Source organism: Telluria sp. ZB4P34, from assembly GCF_059686055.1.
On sequence record NZ_JCASIF010000003.1, the window covers coordinates 218909 to 235727 of the forward strand.

Annotated in this window: 15 protein-coding genes and 1 riboswitch; of the genes, 9 read left to right on the plus strand and 6 right to left on the minus strand. The window is 67.3% G+C overall.

Annotated elements, in window-relative coordinates:
• Positions 1-162 precede the first annotated feature (162 nt).
• A complete protein-coding gene (locus tag AC56KL_RS07935; RefSeq protein ID WP_497179618.1) occupies positions 163-1800 on the plus strand; it encodes a tetratricopeptide repeat protein in 1638 nt (545 codons plus the stop codon).
• A gap of 220 nt (positions 1801-2020) precedes the next feature.
• On the opposite strand, the gene AC56KL_RS07940 is transcribed toward AC56KL_RS07935, so the two are convergent.
• The 5 genes from AC56KL_RS07940 to AC56KL_RS07960 are packed head-to-tail and all read right to left on the minus strand — an operon-like array spanning position 2021 to position 5830.
• The gene (locus AC56KL_RS07940) at positions 2021-2638 is read right to left on the minus strand and encodes a nucleotidyltransferase family protein (protein WP_497179619.1); all 618 of its coding nucleotides are present in this window, start codon (positions 2636-2638) and stop codon (positions 2021-2023) included.
• Positions 2639-3166: a hypothetical protein gene (locus tag AC56KL_RS07945; protein WP_497179620.1), complete on the minus strand. Its 528-nt coding sequence runs from the start codon at positions 3164-3166 to the stop codon at positions 2639-2641.
• 28 nt (positions 3167-3194) lie between these two features.
• A complete protein-coding gene (gene dapF / locus AC56KL_RS07950) occupies positions 3195-4058 on the minus strand; it encodes a diaminopimelate epimerase (protein ID WP_497179621.1) in 864 nt (287 codons plus the stop codon).
• A gap of 60 nt (positions 4059-4118) precedes the next feature.
• Positions 4119-4982, minus strand: a complete 864-nt coding sequence (locus AC56KL_RS07955; protein ID WP_497179622.1) for an LpxL/LpxP family acyltransferase — start codon at positions 4980-4982, stop codon at positions 4119-4121.
• Positions 4979-5830: a lysophospholipid acyltransferase family protein gene (locus AC56KL_RS07960; protein ID WP_497179623.1), complete on the minus strand. Its 852-nt coding sequence runs from the start codon at positions 5828-5830 to the stop codon at positions 4979-4981. Before AC56KL_RS07960 ends, AC56KL_RS07955 begins: the two co-directional genes overlap by 4 nt.
• A gap of 187 nt (positions 5831-6017) precedes the next feature.
• Between AC56KL_RS07960 and metK the strand changes: the two genes are divergently transcribed.
• The 4 genes from metK to metF all read left to right on the plus strand — a co-directional run bounded on the left by metK (position 6018) and on the right by metF (position 10091).
• Complete coding sequence (metK, locus tag AC56KL_RS07965) at positions 6018-7184, plus strand: methionine adenosyltransferase (RefSeq protein WP_497179624.1); 1167 nt, start codon at positions 6018-6020, stop codon at positions 7182-7184.
• A 98-nt stretch (positions 7185-7282) separates the two neighbouring features.
• A riboswitch (S-adenosyl-L-homocysteine riboswitch) is annotated at positions 7283-7355 on the plus strand.
• 28 nt (positions 7356-7383) lie between these two features.
• Positions 7384-8808, plus strand: a complete 1425-nt coding sequence (ahcY, locus tag AC56KL_RS07970; RefSeq protein ID WP_497179625.1) for an adenosylhomocysteinase — start codon at positions 7384-7386, stop codon at positions 8806-8808.
• A 109-nt stretch (positions 8809-8917) separates the two neighbouring features.
• Positions 8918-9274 carry a phage holin family protein gene (locus AC56KL_RS07975; protein ID WP_497179626.1) on the plus strand — a complete coding sequence of 119 codons (357 nt, stop codon included), beginning with the start codon at positions 8918-8920 and terminating at the stop codon, positions 9272-9274.
• Positions 9261-10091 (plus strand): methylenetetrahydrofolate reductase [NAD(P)H], encoded by an 831-nt coding sequence (gene metF / locus AC56KL_RS07980; RefSeq protein ID WP_497179627.1) that lies wholly within the window; start codon positions 9261-9263, stop codon positions 10089-10091. The genes AC56KL_RS07975 and metF overlap by 14 nt, the downstream gene beginning before the upstream one ends.
• Positions 10092-10293: 202 nt before the next feature.
• On the opposite strand, the gene AC56KL_RS07985 is transcribed toward metF, so the two are convergent.
• Positions 10294-10902 carry a 5-formyltetrahydrofolate cyclo-ligase gene (locus AC56KL_RS07985; RefSeq protein WP_497179628.1) on the minus strand — a complete coding sequence of 203 codons (609 nt, stop codon included), beginning with the start codon at positions 10900-10902 and terminating at the stop codon, positions 10294-10296.
• Between the two features lie 98 nt (positions 10903-11000).
• Here AC56KL_RS07985 and AC56KL_RS07990 point away from each other — a divergent pair, with 98 nt between their 5' ends.
• The 4 genes from AC56KL_RS07990 (at position 11001) to AC56KL_RS08005 (ending at position 16812) form a co-directional block, all read left to right on the plus strand.
• Positions 11001-12971 (plus strand): lytic transglycosylase domain-containing protein, encoded by a 1971-nt coding sequence (locus AC56KL_RS07990; protein WP_497179629.1) that lies wholly within the window; start codon positions 11001-11003, stop codon positions 12969-12971.
• A 135-nt stretch (positions 12972-13106) separates the two neighbouring features.
• Positions 13107-13826 (plus strand): glutathione S-transferase family protein, encoded by a 720-nt coding sequence (locus AC56KL_RS07995; RefSeq protein ID WP_497179630.1) that lies wholly within the window; start codon positions 13107-13109, stop codon positions 13824-13826.
• A gap of 2 nt (positions 13827-13828) precedes the next feature.
• Positions 13829-15061: a multifunctional CCA addition/repair protein gene (locus tag AC56KL_RS08000; RefSeq protein WP_497179631.1), complete on the plus strand. Its 1233-nt coding sequence runs from the start codon at positions 13829-13831 to the stop codon at positions 15059-15061.
• A gap of 203 nt (positions 15062-15264) precedes the next feature.
• A complete protein-coding gene (locus AC56KL_RS08005; RefSeq protein ID WP_497179632.1) occupies positions 15265-16812 on the plus strand; it encodes a DAHL domain-containing protein in 1548 nt (515 codons plus the stop codon).
• Positions 16813-16819: the final 7 nt, after the last annotated feature.

The window sequence follows — 16819 nt, forward strand, 5'->3', positions numbered from 1 at the left end:
AGCCGGAGATTGCTCCGAAACGGGGATGGCCAGGCCGTAGACTCTGCGTCACACCAAGCAGTGTACGGCGGCGGTGAAGAAAGTTATTGTAAATTTGTAAATCAAGCTTGGCCCCTTCTCTAGCGCAGTCGCACCGGCCTTTCCACACCATGACAAGCAAGCATGGCTAACCGCGAAGAACTGGCGATCATCCGACATGCCCGCGCCGGGCAGGCCGCTGCCCAGCTCGAACTGGGCAAGCTCTACCTGTTCGGCAGCGCCGGCCTGCCACAGAGCTTGCCCACCGCACTGCACTGGCTCGAACGCGCCGCGCGCCAGGAGTGCCGGCAGGCGTGGCAACTAACAGGTAACCATATTCCGCTGGCGCTCGCGCGGGCCAGCGCAGCAACGCTCGCGCCCTGGTACGAGCGGGCCTACGACGACGGCAGCGTCCGTGCCGGTCTCGTGTTCGCCCAACTGGTATTGGGCGACGGTCCTGGCGCCGCCCCGGCCGCGGAGCCGGTCGCAGCCAAAGCCCTGCGGGCGCTCGAAGACGCCGCCCGCGCCGGCTTTCCCGATGCCCAGTGGCTGCTGGCACGCCGGCGCGATGCCGCACCCATGCACACGGCGGGCGCGGCGGCGGCCGTGGCGCCGGCCGCCGTCCCGGTCTCGGCCCCGGTTATGTCCCCGGTTTTGTCTCATCCGTGGCCGCGGCGCGGGGCCGACAGCGGCGTGGCCGAGGCCCAGGCTGCCGTGCTCGAGCAGGCCTGGGAAGCCGGACACCGGGACGACTACCTGGCGCGCGCGCTGCCGCTGGCGCGCGTCATGGTGCGCGCCGCGGCCGGCCAGGACGGGGTGCACCGGCTGGCGCCGGGCGACATCACGCTGCTGTCGCGCGTAGCGCGCCTGCTGGACGAAGGACGGCTTGCCGACGGGCGCGACGCGGAGCCGCAAGGCGCCGTACCGGCGCCGGACGAGCCCTGGTGCTTCTGGGAGCTGGCCGCGGCCGAGCACGACCGCCATGCCCAGCTGGCCATGGGCCTGCGCTGCGCGCGCATGGACATCGACGGCCACCGCATCGCCAGCGGCGGCGGGGCCGCCAACTTCAAGAAGGCGGTCCGCTGGCTGACGCTGGCCGGCGAGCAGGGCCTGGCCCAGGCCTGGTACGCGCTGTCGCGCATCTACGTGAAGCCCGAGTTCTCGCAGCGCAACGTTGCCGATGCCCAGCGCTACCTCGAGCGTGCGGCCGAGATGGGCTATCGCGACGCCCAGCTCGAATGCGGCCACAACGCCTGGCGCGCGCGCCGCGAGAGCGAAAGCAAGGACGTGGCGGCGGCTTACTGGCTGCAGAAGGCGGCCACCCAGGGCAGTGCCGAAGCGGCGGCGCTGCTGCGCAAGATCGCGCCGCGCCTGTCCACGCCGCCCTATGTGGAAACCGGCAGCCTGCTGGCCGGCCGCGAGGAGCTGCTGCATGCGCATCCGCTGCTGCACGCGCGGATCGAACTGGCGGCGCTGTTCGGGCTGTCGCGGGCCGAGGCACTACTGCTCGACGTGCCCGCCGCCGACCATGGCCACTGCCTGGTGATCGACATCCGCGCCAGCTACGGGCGCAGCAAGCGCCGCCTGGTACTGGTCGAAACGGCGCAGGAACGCCATGCGCTCGACCGCATCGCTCGCCTGTTCGAAGGGATCGATTGCGGCCCGTCGGGGCCGGAAGGGAACTACCGCCAGCGCCTGTACCGGCTGCGCACTTTGCTGGGTGCGCCTGCCAGAGGCGAGGAAGAGGGCGAGGGGACAGCCGAGATCGGACTGGCGGCATGATCGTCGGGTCCAAGGCGCTCCGCTGGGGGAAGCCTGTGCTCCGCAAGGCGATCAGCAGTCCGATGCCGAACTGGTCGTGCGTATGCTTTCCGAGCTGCGGATCGATTCGATGGCAAGTGCCTGAATGCCTGGCATACCAGTGCGCAAAGGATGAACCTGATGGAAGGAGGCGGCCATGGTCGACTTGGTAGCCCAGGTCGACGACGTCGAAGCTGCCCTTTCAGGCGGCGGGTCCGCTGCCGGGCGGCGCCCGGGAAGCATCACCATCCGGCGCCAGCAGCCTCAGGCGCGGCCAGCGGGCCTGCCATCGTTTGGCATGTAGCCGTTCGAGGTAAGCAGCAGCTTTCAGGTCCTGGAAACCTGGGGTCGGACGCACGACCAGCTCGAACAGGTCGTCCAGGCCGTAGGGAGCCGCGATCGCGAGATGTCCGTGGGCATCCAGCCGGAGGCCCACGGCGGTCGCGGTTTCCGGCCAATGCCGCATCGCATCCGTCGCCGACCGGTACGGCCTGTCACCGTTGCGCCGGTGCATCCGCGCCTGGTTCTTCACCGACCAGCCGAGTGTGGCGTCGCGTGCCCTCAGTGCCTGTTCCAGCGCCGCGTCCTGCTCCGCTGCGCGCCGTGCCGGATCGAACCAGATCACATCGATATCCGCGGGCAGCGGCGATTCGGCCCGGGCATGCGCATGGTCCCAGACCAGGCTGCGCACGAAACCGGCAGCTACCCAGCAATCCGGCAGGCCGAGCTCCCGGACTACGGCGAGGACCCGCATGCGCCGTGCGTCGGTCGCGACCAGGGACTGGAGCCGGGCAAGCCGTTCCGTCACGCCGCCGCTCATTCAGCGGCTTGCCGGCGTGCGCGAGAGGAGCAGGGTCGGGTCGGGCGCGGCCGATGCAAGCTCGGCCTCGGTTGCACCATTCGGCGCATACGTCCCGTCGAGGGCCAGCTTGTCCGGGCCGAGCAGGTGGAGGGACATCAGGTGCTGATGCGATTTGCCGGCGACGCGCAGATTGGCGCCGTCGCGGAAACGGAAGCGCACGCGTCCGTCGGCGCTGGCGGACGTCATCGCCAGCCTGGGCACGTTGCCCTGGGCACAGAAGTGATCGGCAAGCAGCGTGTCGCCGTCGAGGTGGTACACGGTCATGGTTTCGCGCGCTGTACCCGGTTGCCAGATTTCCAACAATGCCGTGCCGGCCGAAATGGAACGGTACTCGACCCGCACCGGCTGGCCACCGGGCGATGCGCCTTCCCATTTGCCGACCAGCTTTTGCAACTGCTGAAATGTCTTGGCGCCATCGGCTTGCGCCGCCACTGGCATGCAAAGCAAGCCCAACAACATGCTGGAGAAAACAGTCAGGCGTCGCATGGCATGTCTCCCATCGATTGTCCTGGATTCAGACGTCGGTGTCGACGTCGACTTCGCCTTCGAACACCGTCACCGCCGGTCCGCTGAGGTAGACCGGTTCACCCACGCCCGCCCACGCAATGCTGAGCTCGCCGCCACGGGCCGCTACGCGCACCGGCGAATCGAGCAGGCCGCGCCGGATGCCGGCCACCACGGCGGCGCAGGCGCCGGTGCCGCAGGCCAGGGTCTCGCCGGCGCCGCGTTCGAACACGCGCAGGCGGATGTGGTGGCGGTCCAGCACCTGCATGAAGCCGGCATTCACCTTGTTCGGGAAGCGCGCGTGGGTCTCGATCGCCGGCCCCATGGTGTCGACCGGCGCGGTGTCGACGTCGTCGACGACCTGCACCGCATGCGGGTTGCCCATCGAGACCACCGACACGAACACGGTCTTGCCGCCCACCGGCAGGGGCCAGGTCGTGTCTTCCCCTTCGGTCCGGCCATCCAGGCCGGCGCTGCCGAAGGGCACCTCGTCCGGATCCAGGCGCGGCGCGCTCATGTCCACCGTCACGCTGCCATCGTCTTCGAGACGCGGTGCGATGATGCCTTTCATGGTTTCGACGCGGATGCTGCGCTCATCGGATAAACCCTTGTCGCTGACGAAGCGGGCGAAGGCGCGTGCGCCGTTGCCGCACTGCTCGACCTCGCCGCCGTCGCTGTTGAAGATGCGGTAGCGGAAGTCGACGCCGGCGCTGGACGGCCGCTCGACCACCAGGATCTGGTCGGCGCCGATGCCGAAGCGGCGGTCGGCCAGCCGGCGCCATTGCGCCGTGCTCAGGTTCACGTCCTGGTGGATGGCGTCGATGACGATGAAGTCATTGCCCGCGCCGTGCATCTTGGTGAATTTCAGTTTCATTCTTTGGCGGCTAGTTTCAGTTTTGCTTAATCAAATCTCGAATGGATAAGCGCAACTTAATCAATCATAGAAGGAGGGCTCACCCGGCGGGCGGGTCTTGAAGCGCTTATGGGTCCAGAAGTATTCCGCCGGCGCTTCGCGCACGCGCTCTTCGATGAAGGCGTTCATGCGGCGGGTGGCCTCGACCATGTCCTCGCCCGGGTAATTCTCCCACGCCGGGTAGAAACGCACACGCCAGCCCCGGTAGTTCGGCAAATAGGTAGCGACCACCGGGATCACCTTGGCGCCGGTGGTCGCGGCGATGCGGCCCAGGGCGGTCAGCGTCGCGGCCGGGATGCCGAAGAAGGGCACGAACTCGGCATCCTTCTCGCCGAAATCCATGTCGGGCAGCATGAAGTAGGGCAGGCCGTCGCGCAGCGCGCGCAGGATCGGCTTGATGCCTTCCTTGCGCGTCACCAGGCGCACCGGACCGTAGCGCTCGCGGCCGTGGCGCAGCAGCCTGTCGAAAGCCGCGTTCTTTTGCGGCACGTACATGCTGCATATCGGGATCACGCGCGAAGCGACGCCGGCCACGTCCAGGCAGACGAAGTGCGGGCACAGCAGGATGGTCGGACCGGCTTCCATCTCGGCCTGCGGCACCGCCGGCTCGACATGCATATAGCTGCGCACGCGCGCTTCCGGCGCCCACCACAGGATCGAGCGCTCGAAAATGCTGCGCGCGTAGGCGCGGAAATGCTGCTTCGCGATCGCATGGCGCTCGCTGTCCGGCAGCTCGGGCATGCACAGGCGCAGGTTGGTCAGGGTGATGCGGCGGCGCTTGCCCATGATGCGGAACATCAGGCTGCCGACCGCTTCGCCCAGGCGCCCCAGGATCGGCAGCGGCAGGAAGTGCAGCAGCCACAGGAGTCCGAGCAGGAGCCTCATGCCGCCGCCCCGCTTTCCGGGCCGGCCACGCCATCCGGCTGCTTGTAGCGGTTGTAGCTCCAGAAGTACTGCGCCGGGCAGCGCGCGATCAGCTGCTCCATGGCGCGGTTGATGGCCGCCGCCTGGTCCGCGGCGCTGCCTTCCAGGCTGCCCTCGAAGGGCACGAAGCGGACCACGTAGCCGCGCCCGCGCGCCAGGCGCTCGGCATAGACCAGCAGGATGTCGGCCCTGCCCAGCTGCGCCAGTTTTGCGGGCAGGGTCATGGTGTAGGCGCTGCGGCCGAACCACGGCGCCCACACGCCTTCGCCTTCCTGGGGCACCTGGTCGGGCAGCAGGCCGATCGGTTCGCCGCCCTTGAGGGTCTTGGCCAGGATGCGCACGCCGCTGAGGGTGGCGGGCGCGAGCTTGAGGTTGTGGCGCGCGCGGGCGCCTTCGACCAGCGGTTTGAGGGCGCTTTTCTTCGGCGGGCGGTACATGACGGTGAGCGCCGTCTGCAGGGCGATCTGCTGGGCCGTCATCTCGAAGCAGCCCAGGTGCGGGGTCAGGAACACGATGCCGCGACCGGCGTCGAGGCGCTGCTGCACCAGGTCCCAGTTCTCCACGCTGGCATGGCGCGCCACGCGTTTCGGGTCGGCGCACCAGACGAAGGCCAGCTCGATGATGGCCTTGCCGGCTTCCGCGACGGCGGCGTTCAGCTGCCCTTCATAACCCGCCTGCGCCAGGTTGGCGCGCAGGCGCCGGCGGTAGGAGCCGGAAACGATATACACGAGCCAGCCGAGGGCCGCGCCAAGGGCATGCAGTAACGGCAACGGAAATACCGATAGTGCACGGAATAAAGAAACTAACATGCGATTGACCAGGGTTGAAAGAGCGTTGCCCCGTAGAGCAAAATTCTCGAAGGAAGCGTAAAATACCACTTTATGCAGGATCCGCCGAGTTAACAGACAACTTGCGAAGCGGAATATAAATGTCGCTAAAGCGTCGCAGGCATCCGTTGCTGCGGCACGTATAAAACACAGCAGTAATGGAGCCACCATGTCCAACGACTATCTCTTCACGTCCGAATCCGTTTCCGAAGGCCATCCCGACAAGGTTGCCGACCAAATTTCCGACAGCATCCTCGACGCCATCCTGGAACAGGACCCGCGCGCACGCGTCGCTGCCGAAACCCTGTGCAACACGGGCCTCGTGGTGCTGGCGGGTGAAATCACCACCCACGCCAACGTCGACTACATCCAGGTGGCGCGCAACACCATCAAGCGCATCGGCTACGACAACACCGACTTCGGCATCGACTACAAGGGCTGCGCCGTGATGGTCTGCTACGACAAGCAGTCGCCGGACATCGCCCAGGGCGTGGACGAAGGCGCGGGCCTGGACCTCGACCAGGGCGCCGGCGACCAGGGCCTGATGTTCGGCTATGCCTGCGACGAGACCCCGGAGCTGATGCCGGCCGCCATTTATTATTCGCACCGCCTGGTCGAACGCCAGTCGCAGCTGCGCAAGGACGGCCGCCTGCCGTGGCTGCGCCCGGACGCCAAGTCGCAGGTCACCCTGCGCTACGTCGACGGCCGCCCGGTGGCGGTCGACACCGTCGTGCTGTCCACCCAGCACGCACCGGAAATCTCGCACTCGCAGATCGAAGAAGCGGTCATCGAAGAGATCATCAAGCCGGTCCTGCCGCGCGAATGGCTGGAAGGCACCAAGTTCCTGGTCAACCCGACCGGCCGCTTCGTCATCGGCGGCCCGCAGGGCGACTGCGGCCTGACCGGCCGCAAGATCATCGTCGACACCTACGGCGGCGCAGCCCCGCACGGCGGCGGCGCGTTCTCGGGCAAGGATCCGTCCAAGGTCGACCGTTCGGCAGCCTACGCCGCGCGCTACGTGGCCAAGAACATCGTGGCCGCCGGCCTGGCGCGCCAGTGCCAGGTGCAGGTCAGCTACGCCATCGGCGTGGCCCGCCCGATCAACATCACCGTGTACACCGAAGGCACCGGCGTCATCTCCGACGAGAAGATCGCCCAGCTGGTGATGGAACACTTCGACCTGCGCCCGAAAGGCATCGTGCAGATGCTCGACCTGCTGCGCCCGATCTACGCCAAGACCGCGGCCTACGGCCACTTCGGCCGCGAAGAGCCGGAGTTCACCTGGGAGCGTACCGACAAGGCGGCGCTGCTGCGCGCCGAAGCCGGCCTGTCCTGAGCCTGCCGTCCCCGCCCCCGCCCCCGCCTCATGGATGCGGGCGGGGCAGGTGAACAACAGTGGCCGCCCAATGCGCCGCCACTCGTGGTAAACTTGCCGATTCCGAGGAGCGTTGCGACGAAGAGATTCCTCTTCGCCAGGCTCGGATCATCAACACTGCGCTCACGTTACTTTTTTCAACCATTGAAAGGAGGGCGTGATGAACGCCGTACTCAAAGACCTCAACGATTTCCACGTCGCAGACATCTCCCTGGCAAGCTGGGGCGAGAAGGAAATCCGCATTGCAGAAACCGAAATGCCGGGCCTGATGGCGATCCGCGAGGAATACGCTAGCGCCCAGCCGCTCAAGGGCGCGCGCATTGCCGGTTCGCTGCACATGACCATCCAGACCGCGGTCCTGATCCGCACCCTGGAAGCCCTCGGCGCGCAAGTGCGCTGGGCATCGTGCAACATCTACTCGACCCAGGACCACGCCGCCGCCGCCATCGCCTCGGTCGGCACCCCGGTGTTCGCCGTCAAGGGCGAGACCCTGGACGAGTACTGGGAATACACCCACCGCATCTTCGAATGGCCGGGCGATGGATCGGCTGCGACCCACGCCAACATGATCCTGGACGACGGCGGCGACGCCACCCTGCTGCTGCACCTGGGCGTGCGCGCGGAGAAGGACATCTCGGTGCTGGACAAGCCGGGTTCGGAAGAAGAAATCTGCCTGTTCAACTCGATCAAGGGCCGCCTGGCGCGTGATCCCTCATGGTACTCGAAGCGCCTGCCGTGCATTCTTGGCGTGACCGAGGAAACCACCACCGGCGTGCATCGCCTGTACCAGATGCACCAGGAAGGCAAGCTGGCCTTCCCGGCGATCAATGTCAACGACTCGGTCACCAAGTCGAAGTTCGACAACCTGTACGGTTGCCGCGAATCGCTGGTGGACGGCATCAAGCGCGCGACCGACGTCATGATCGCCGGCAAGATCGCCGTGATCGCCGGCTACGGCGACGTGGGCAAGGGCTCGGCCCAGGCCATGCGCGCGCTGTCGGCGCAAGTGTGGGTCACCGAGATCGATCCGATCTGCGCCCTGCAGGCCGCGATGGAAGGCTACCGCGTCGTGACCATGGACTACGCCGCCGAACACGGCGACATTTTCGTCACCTGTACCGGCAACTACCATGTCATCACCGAGCAGCACATGCTCAAGATGAAGGACCAGGCCATCGTCTGCAACATCGGGCACTTCGACAACGAGATCGAAGTCGCGGCGCTCAAGAAGTACGAGTGGGACAACATCAAGCCGCAAGTCGACCACGTGATCTTCCCGGACGGCAAGCGCATCATCCTGCTGGCCGAAGGCCGCCTGGTGAACCTCGGCTGCGGTACCGGCCACCCGTCCTACGTGATGAGCTCCTCGTTCGCGAACCAGACCATCGCCCAGATCGAACTGTTCGCCAATACCGACAAGTACCCGGTCGGCGTGTACACCCTGCCGAAGCACCTGGACGAAAAGGTTGCCCGCCTGCAGCTCAAGAAGCTCAACGCCCAGCTGACCACGCTGACCGAAGAGCAGGCCGCCTATATCTCGGTGAAGCAGGAAGGTCCGTACAAGCCGGACCACTACCGTTATTGATATCCGGTAGCTAAATGCGGGCGCGGCGTTGATTCAACCCCGCGCCCGTTTTTTCAACAGCCGGTACTTTCACGCGTGAAAGTACCGCGTACCCACGAAAGTCGATGCGATGCGCCTGCTTATCACCTGGCTGATCAATGCCGTGGCCCTGATGGCCCTGCCGTACCTGCTGTCCTCCGTCGTCGTCACCAATTTCACGACCGCGCTGATCGCTGCGCTCGTGCTGGGGCTGGTCAATACCCTGATCCGCCCGATCCTGGTGCTTCTCACCCTGCCGGTGACGGTGGTCTCGCTGGGCCTGTTCATCCTCGTCATCAACGCCTTCCTGTTCTGGCTGGTGTCGCGCTGGATCGATGGTTTCGACGTGCAGGGGTTCGGCGCGGCCTTCCTGGCGGCCATCCTGTACAGCATCATTTCGTGGGCACTCGCTACCTTGCTCCTCAAAGACAAAGATGGAAACTCCTAATTTCAGTATCGAGTTCTTCCCGCCGAAGACCGATGAAGGTGCGGAGAAGCTGCGTGTCGTGCGCCAGAAACTGGCTGAATTGCAGCCCAAGTATTTCTCGGTGACCTTCGGCGCCGGCGGCACCACCCAGCAGGGCACCTTGCAGACCGTGCTCGAGATCAAGGCTGCGGGCCATGAGGCGGCGCCGCACCTGTCCTGCGTCGGCGGCACCCGCGACTCGCTGCGCGCGATCCTGCAGCAGTTCCAGGACAATGGCATCCGCCGCCTGGTGGCGCTGCGCGGCGACCTGCCGAGCGGCTATGGCGGCGGCGGGGAATTCCGCTACGCCAACGAGCTGGTCGAGTTCATCCGTAAGGAAACGGGCGACTGGTTCCACATCGAAGTGGCGGCTTATCCGGAAATGCACCCGCAGGCCAGGTCCCCGCAGGATGACCTGCAGGCCTTCGCGCGCAAGATCCAGGCCGGGGCGAATGCCGCGATCACCCAGTATTTCTACAATGCGGACGCCTATTTCGACTTCGTCGACAATGCGCGCAAGCTGGGGGTGGACGTGCCGGTGGTGGCGGGCATCATGCCGATCACCAACTACACGCAGCTGATGCGGTTTTCGGACATGTGCGGCGCCGAGATCCCGCGCTGGGTGCGCAACAGGCTGCTCAGCTTCGGCGACGATTCGGCCTCGATCAAGGCCTTCGGCCTGGATGTGGTGACGAGCCTGTGCGAACGCCTGCTGGCGGGCGGCGCGCCGGGGCTGCACTTCTACAGCATGAACCAGGCGGCGGCGACCACGGCGATCTGGCAAAGGCTGGTGAAGTAGGCGATCTCGCTCCGTGTAGGGTGGGCGGCTCCACCCGTCAACATGCGACACGCCGGCGTGTCTGCCGGCCGCGCGTTCAACCACCGGTAGTGCTGCCCGTGCGTCTGCTCATCGGCTGGTGGAACGCGCGGGCGGCATCAACGTGAAGGCTGCTCATCCGCACGGGTTTAGCCGCCGACCCTACGATTCAACTAAACCGGTTTTATCCGACTTCCGTGATAATTCCATCGAGCGGAATGTCATATTCCCCGATCTCGAACTGCGCCTGCTGGCACGCATACGCGATGCCCAGCGTCCGCGGACGCGGCGCCGGGGCCAGCGTCCTGTCATAAAACCCGCCTCCATACCCCAGCCGGTAGCCCCGATCATCGAAGCCCAGGCAGGGCACCAGCAGCGCATCCGGCCTGTCCACCATCCGCAGATCGGCCGGCACCGCCACGCCCAGGCTGTCGGCCACGGTCGGCTCGCCCGGCACCCATTCGGCCCATCCAAGCGCCGTGTCGCGCGCCAGCACGACAGGCAAGGCCAGCCGTACGCCTGCCTCGGCCAATTCCGCGTAGGCTGGACCCAAGTCCGGTTCGCCTGCGAGCGGCCAATACACGCCCAGGCTTGCCCCCTGGGTCGGGTCCTGGCCCCACCACGCGAGCACCCGGGCGCCGATGCGCTCGTCCCAGGCGCGCCGGGTAGCCGGATCGATGGCGCGGCGCCGTTCTTTCAGCGCGCGGCGCAACTGTGGTTTCTCGAGCGCGGCGCGTGCGCCTGCGTCTGGCAGTAGCCCTGGGGCACATGGTATTCTTGATTCGCCGGTCATGGTTTCAATGCAGCGTACAGTGAGAGTTGTGGATGTTTCAATCGAGATTGACAACCGGCGCCATGCCGATCGCCTTTGTTCTTGCATGTGCAGCGTGGGTGCTGTCTTCCACGAGCGTCCGTGCCGGGGAAGCACCCGGAGCGCCTGAAGCACCCCAGTCCGTCCCGGCGGTGCCGGCCGGCGCCCCGGCCGTGCCGGGCGCACCCGCCGTCGACAGCCGCGCTGACGACGATACCTTCATGCTGCTGCGCGAAGCGGCGCGCCAGAACGACGCGGCGCGCACCAATGCGCTGGCCTCGCGCCTGCCGCCGAATTATCCGCTGGCATCCTATGTCGACTATTATCGTCTGAAACCCAGAATTGCCCGCGACGCCACGGCCGACGAGATCCGCGAAGCGCTGCGCCGTCACGAAGGCAGTGCCGCCGCGGAGCTGATGCGCAGCGAATGGCTGCTCGAACTGGGCCGCCGGCGCGACTGGGCCACGTTCGAGCGCGAAGTCGGCCAGCTGGCCGGCAGCAACCTGCAACTGCGCTGCTATGTCCTGCTGGCGCGCGCCAGCCGCGGAGAAGCGGTCGCGCAGGAAGCCCGCGGGGCGCTGCTCAATCCCGACTTCTACGGCGAGGCCTGCTCCGCCCTCATCGCCCAGCTGGCGCAAAGCCGCCAGTTCAGCGAAGACGACCTGCTGTGGCAGCTGCGCCTCGCCGGCGAAGCCGACGCCACCGGTCCGGCCCGTCGCGCCGCCGCATTGCTCGGCGCGTCGGATACGCGCGCCGCCCAGGCGGTGGACACGCCTGCGGTAGCCATGGCGCGCGGCATCGGCAAGAGCCGCGCCGAGCGCGCCATCTACCTGGTAGCGGTGGGGCGCATGGCGCGCACCAGCCTCAAGTTGGCCACGGTCGCGCTGGAAAAGAATAGTCCACAGCTGAGCGCGGAAGAACGGGCCGTCGGCTGGGCCAGCATCGCGCATGCCGCCTCGATCGCCCTGTCGCCCGATGCCGCCACCTATTGGCAGCGCACCAACGGCATCGGGCTCACCAGTGAACAGGCGCAGTGGAAAACCCGCATCGCCCTGCGCTACGGCGACTGGAAGACCGTGCGCGCCACCATCGATGCCATGCCGCCGCAGCTGCGCGCCGACAGCGCCTGGGTGTACTGGATGGCGCGCGCCGACAAGCACGAGGGACGCATGGTGGAAGCGCACGCGGGCTTCGAGCGCATCGCCAGCCAGCACAATTTCTATGGCCAGCTGGCGCTGGACGATCTCGGCCGCCAGGTGGTGGCGCCGCCGCCGGCCGCGCCGATCAGCGCCGACGAACTGGCCTCGGTGAGCGCCAACCCGAGCCTGCAGCGCGCCCTGAAGTTCTACGCCTTGCGCCTGCGCGCGGACGGCAACCGCGAATGGACCTGGGGGCTGCGCGGGATGTCTGACCGCCAGCTGCTGGCCGCCGGCGAACTCGCGCGCCGCAACGACCTGCTCGACCGCACCGTCGAGACCTCCTTGCGCACCCGTAGCGAGCTCGACTACACACAGCGCTTCCCGGCGCCGCACCTGGAAGTCCTGCAACCGACCGCGCAGAGCCTGGGCCTCGACAAGGCCTGGGTGTACGGCCTGATCCGCCAGGAGTCGCGCTTCATCACCGATGCGCGCTCCGGCGTCGGCGCCTCCGGCCTGATGCAGGTGATGCCGGCCACCGGCAAGTGGGTGGCGGCCAAGATCGGGATGAACAACTTCGTGCACGGCATGCTGAACGATTTGCGGACCAACATCACACTCGGCGCCAACTACATGAACATGGTGCTGGAGAATTTTGACGGCGACGAGATTTTGGCGACGGCCGCCTACAACGCCGGCCCGTCGCGCGCGCGCGCCTGGCGCGGCCGGTTGGCGCAGCCGATGGAAGGCGCCGTGTTCGTCGAGAGCATCCCGTTCTCGGAGACGCGCGGCTACGTGCGCAACGTGATGGCCAATGCCACCAATTACGCCGCCGTCTTCGAGAACAAGCCGCAATCGATCCGGACGCGCCTGCGTCCCGTGCAGCCGCGCGAGCGGGCGTCGATCCTGCCTTGAGGGCTGCCCGGACCGGCAGCATGGCCGATTTGTCAATGTAAGTCTTGACAGCGGATGCGCGGGGAATCAAGCTGACGCCGACCATGCCGCACACGGCTCACCTCATTTCGACGACCGCTTTGCCACAGGATCCCCATGCAGACCATCGAACTCGACCCGACCCTGTCTTCCACCCTCGAGCAGGCCCGCCAGCCGGGCTTGACCCTCGTCATCGGCAACAAGAACGTATCGTCGTGGTCGATGCGGCCGTGGGTGGCGGCCGTGGCCTTCGGGATCCCGTTTACCGAAGTCCGCGTGCTGCTCGACAAGCCTGACACCTCCGCCAACATCGCACGCTATTCGCACGCGGGCCGGGTGCCGGTGCTGCTGGCCGGCGAGATGACGATCTGGGACAGCCTGGCCATCGCCGAATACCTGGCCGAGCAGTTTCCGGACAAGCACATGTGGCCGCAGGACGTCGCCGCACGCGCGCTGGCGCGCTCGATCGTGGCCGAAATGCACTCCGGCTTCGCCGAACTACGCAGCGCGATGTCGATGAACATCCAGGCCCGGCTGCCGGGCCGTGGCCGTACGCCGGGCGCCCAGGCCGACATCGGCCGCATCTGCGAGATCTGGGAAGACTGCCTGTCGCGCTTCGGCCACCACGGCTTCCTGTTCGGCGACTTCTCGATCGCCGACGCCTTCTACGCCCCGGTGGTGTGCCGCTTCAAGACCTACGGCGTGGCGCTGGCCCCGGCGCTGCAGGCTTATTGCGAGCGCGTGCTGGCGCATCCGGCGGTGGCGCGCTGGGTCGACGAAGCGATGCGCGAAAACGATCCGACCCCGCAGCACGACCTGGAACTGCCCGAGGAATGACCATGCGCAGCTACGTGGTCGGCGGCGCCGTACGCGACGAGCTGCTTGGCCGGCCCGTCACCGACCGCGACCACGTGGTGGTGGGCGCCACGCCCGAGGAGATGGTGGCGCGCGGCTTCCGCCCGGTCGGCAAGGATTTCCCGGTCTTCCTGCATCCCGACACGCACGAGGAATACGCGCTGGCCCGCACCGAGCGCAAGACCGCGCCGGGTTACCACGGCTTCGTATTCCACACCTCGCCCGACGTCACCCTCGAGGACGACCTGGTGCGGCGCGACCTCACCATCAACGCCATGGCGCGCGCCGAGGACGGCAGCATCGTCGACCCCTATCACGGCCAGGCCGACCTGGAGGGCCGCATCTTCCGGCACGTCTCCGCAGCCTTCGCCGAGGACCCGGTGCGCATCCTGCGCCTGGCGCGCTTCGCCGCGCGTTTCCCCGACTTCCGCGTGCACGAGACCACCCTGGCGCTCATGAAGTACATGGTCGACGCCGGCGAGGTCGACGCCCTGGTGCCGGAGCGCGTGTGGCAGGAGCTGTCGCGCGGGCTGATGGAAGAACGTCCTTCGCGCATGTTCGCGGTGCTGCGCGACTGCGGGGCCCTGGCGCGCATCCTGCCGGAACTCGATGTGTTGTGGGGCGTGCCGCAGCCGCCGCTGCACCACCCGGAAGTCGACACCGGCGTGCACATCATGCTGGTGATCGACTACGCGGCTTCACAAGGCCATGCGCTCGAGATCCGCTTCGCGGCGCTGGTGCACGACCTGGGCAAGGGCGTCTCCCCGAGCGAGACCTGGCCGGCCCACCACGGCCACGAATTCACCGGTATGCAGCTGGTCACCGCGGTGTGCAAGCGCCTCAAGGTGCCCAACGAATGCCGCGACCTGGCCCTGATGACGACGCGCGAGCACGGTAACGTGAGCCGCGCGCTGGACCTGCGGCCGAACACCATTGTCAGCTTGTTCGAACGCTGCGACGCCTTCCGCAAGCCGGAGCGCTTCGCCCACATGCTGCTGGCCTCCGAGTGCGATTCGCGCGGGCGCGGGCACGAGGAGCACCCGATGCGCTTCCAGGACTATCCGCAGCGGCCCTACCTGCTGCGCGGCCTGGCGGCGGCGCGCGCCGTCGACGCCGGCGAGATCGCGGCGCGCTTCGCCGACAGGCGCGAGCGGATTCCCGAGGCGGTGCACGCGGCGCGCGTATCCGCGGTGAAGGCGGCCTTAAGGGTGCCGTAGGGTGGTCGGCTCTGCCGACCGCGCGGTGATAGCTAGCGCATGTAATAACACGCGCGATGATCTTGCCGCTGGTTGAACGCGCGGTCGGCGAAGCGTGATCCAGTCCACTGGACTGGATCACCCCTACGGTGCACGGCTGATCCGCACGGTTTTGCTATGCTCCTCCGATAACGTATGTGAACACGTGAAGTCACGGAGGAAAGATGGTTGCCATGCTGGCGCAGCGCGTAGCAAGCTGGACCCCGCGCCGCCGCCTGCAACTGGCCGGCGTGCTGGTGCTGGTGCTGGCCCTGCTGCTTGCTTTCCTGTACATCCGGTCCGAAGCGGCCGACCCGGAAATCCGCAACGACGTGTTGCTCAACCTGCGCGAGCTGGAAAAGCTCGACGCCGAATGGGATGCCAACATCCTGCGCGCCCACATCGGCCGCGCGCCGGCCGGCGCCCCGCTGACCACCCAATTGCCGCGCATGCGCGAGCTCGTCAACCGCCTCGGCGAGGCCGTTTCCGAGGCCGACAGCCCGCCGGTGCGCACCGCCCATGTGCAGCTGAGCGACGCCATGCAGCGCAAGGAACTGCTGGCGATCCAGTTCGGCCGCCAGAATCCGCCGCTGCGCGAGGCGCTGAACTACCTGCCGCCGGCCGTGGCCGACCTCAAGACCGAGCTGGGCGGCATCGAGGGCGCGCTGGCGCCGGCGCGCCTGGTGGTGCGCCTGGACGCCTCGCTGAATACGCTGCTGACCGACATCCTGCGCTACAACGTCGCACCCAGCCCGCCGCTGGCCGCGCGCATCGAGGAAACCCTGGGCGACATCGCGGCCCAGGAAATCGCCTTTTCGCCAGCCGTGGTCGAGAAGATGGACGCCCTGATCCGGTCTTCGCGCGTGATCCTCGGCAAGCGGCCGCTGGAAAACCGGCTGGAAGCGCAGATCGCCGCCACCGGCACCGGTGCGGCGCTCGACCGCCTCGGGCGCGCGTTCGACCGCTCCTTCGACGCCGCGCTGGCGGTGCGTGAGCGCTACCGCGGCTACCTGTTCGCCTATTCGGCCCTGCTGCTGGTCCTGCTGGCCTATTTCGGCCTGCGGCTGCGGCGCAGCTACCGCATCATCGGCGTCGTCAACCAGCGCCTGCAGGCCGCCAACGAGAACCTCGAGCGCCGGGTGGCCGAGCGCACCGGCGAACTCGAAGCGCAGTCGAAGCAGCTCGAGCGCCTGGCCCAGCACGACAGCCTGACGGGCCTGATCAACTACCGCCAGTTGACCCGGCTGCTGGAACGGGCGCTGGCGCGCGCCAACCGGCGCAACTCGGTGGTGGTCATCATGTTCATCGACCTCGACGGCTTCAAGGCCGTGAACGACACCTACGGCCACGCCACCGGCGACCTGGTGCTGCAGCTGGTGGCGCGCCGGGTGCAGGAAAAACTGCGCGCCGAGGATGCGCTGGCGCGCCTGGGCGGCGACGAATTCGTGATCATGCTCGAAGATGTGGCCTCGCGCGAAGGCGCGCTGCGGGTGGCCCAGCTCGCGCTCGACCAGATCCGCTCGGTGACTGAGGCGGACGGCAACCCGGTCTCGATCTCGGCCAGCATCGGCATCTCGAGCGCACGCGGACACGCGGGCGCGGCGCGCGGCTCGGCCGCATTGCTGGCCGAGGCCGACAAGGCGATGTACGAAGCCAAGCAGGCGGGCAAGGGCGTGTTCGTGGTCAGTCCGGCCGCGCAGTGGATCCCTCCCGCCACCGACGACACGCCCTAGGAGAATC

What these genes read in the sequence shown, in the direction of transcription:
- AC56KL_RS07935 (WP_497179618.1), top strand. Translation starts at nt 163, where the DNA reads ATGGCTAACCGCGAAGAACTGGCGATCATCCGACATGCCCGCGCCGGG.
- AC56KL_RS07940 (WP_497179619.1), bottom strand. Translation starts at nt 2,638, where the DNA reads ATGAGCGGCGGCGTGACGGAACGGCTTGCCCGGCTCCAGTCCCTGGTC.
- AC56KL_RS07945 (WP_497179620.1), bottom strand. Translation starts at nt 3,166, where the DNA reads ATGCGACGCCTGACTGTTTTCTCCAGCATGTTGTTGGGCTTGCTTTGC.
- dapF (WP_497179621.1), bottom strand. Translation starts at nt 4,058, where the DNA reads ATGAAACTGAAATTCACCAAGATGCACGGCGCGGGCAATGACTTCATC.
- AC56KL_RS07955 (WP_497179622.1), bottom strand. Translation starts at nt 4,982, where the DNA reads ATGAGGCTCCTGCTCGGACTCCTGTGGCTGCTGCACTTCCTGCCGCTG.
- AC56KL_RS07960 (WP_497179623.1), bottom strand. Translation starts at nt 5,830, where the DNA reads ATGTTAGTTTCTTTATTCCGTGCACTATCGGTATTTCCGTTGCCGTTA.
- metK (WP_497179624.1), top strand. Translation starts at nt 6,018, where the DNA reads ATGTCCAACGACTATCTCTTCACGTCCGAATCCGTTTCCGAAGGCCAT.
- ahcY (WP_497179625.1), top strand. Translation starts at nt 7,384, where the DNA reads ATGAACGCCGTACTCAAAGACCTCAACGATTTCCACGTCGCAGACATC.
- AC56KL_RS07975 (WP_497179626.1), top strand. Translation starts at nt 8,918, where the DNA reads ATGCGCCTGCTTATCACCTGGCTGATCAATGCCGTGGCCCTGATGGCC.
- metF (WP_497179627.1), top strand. Translation starts at nt 9,261, where the DNA reads ATGGAAACTCCTAATTTCAGTATCGAGTTCTTCCCGCCGAAGACCGAT.
- AC56KL_RS07985 (WP_497179628.1), bottom strand. Translation starts at nt 10,902, where the DNA reads ATGACCGGCGAATCAAGAATACCATGTGCCCCAGGGCTACTGCCAGAC.
- AC56KL_RS07995 (WP_497179630.1), top strand. Translation starts at nt 13,107, where the DNA reads ATGCAGACCATCGAACTCGACCCGACCCTGTCTTCCACCCTCGAGCAG.
- AC56KL_RS08000 (WP_497179631.1), top strand. Translation starts at nt 13,829, where the DNA reads ATGCGCAGCTACGTGGTCGGCGGCGCCGTACGCGACGAGCTGCTTGGC.
- AC56KL_RS08005 (WP_497179632.1), top strand. Translation starts at nt 15,265, where the DNA reads ATGGTTGCCATGCTGGCGCAGCGCGTAGCAAGCTGGACCCCGCGCCGC.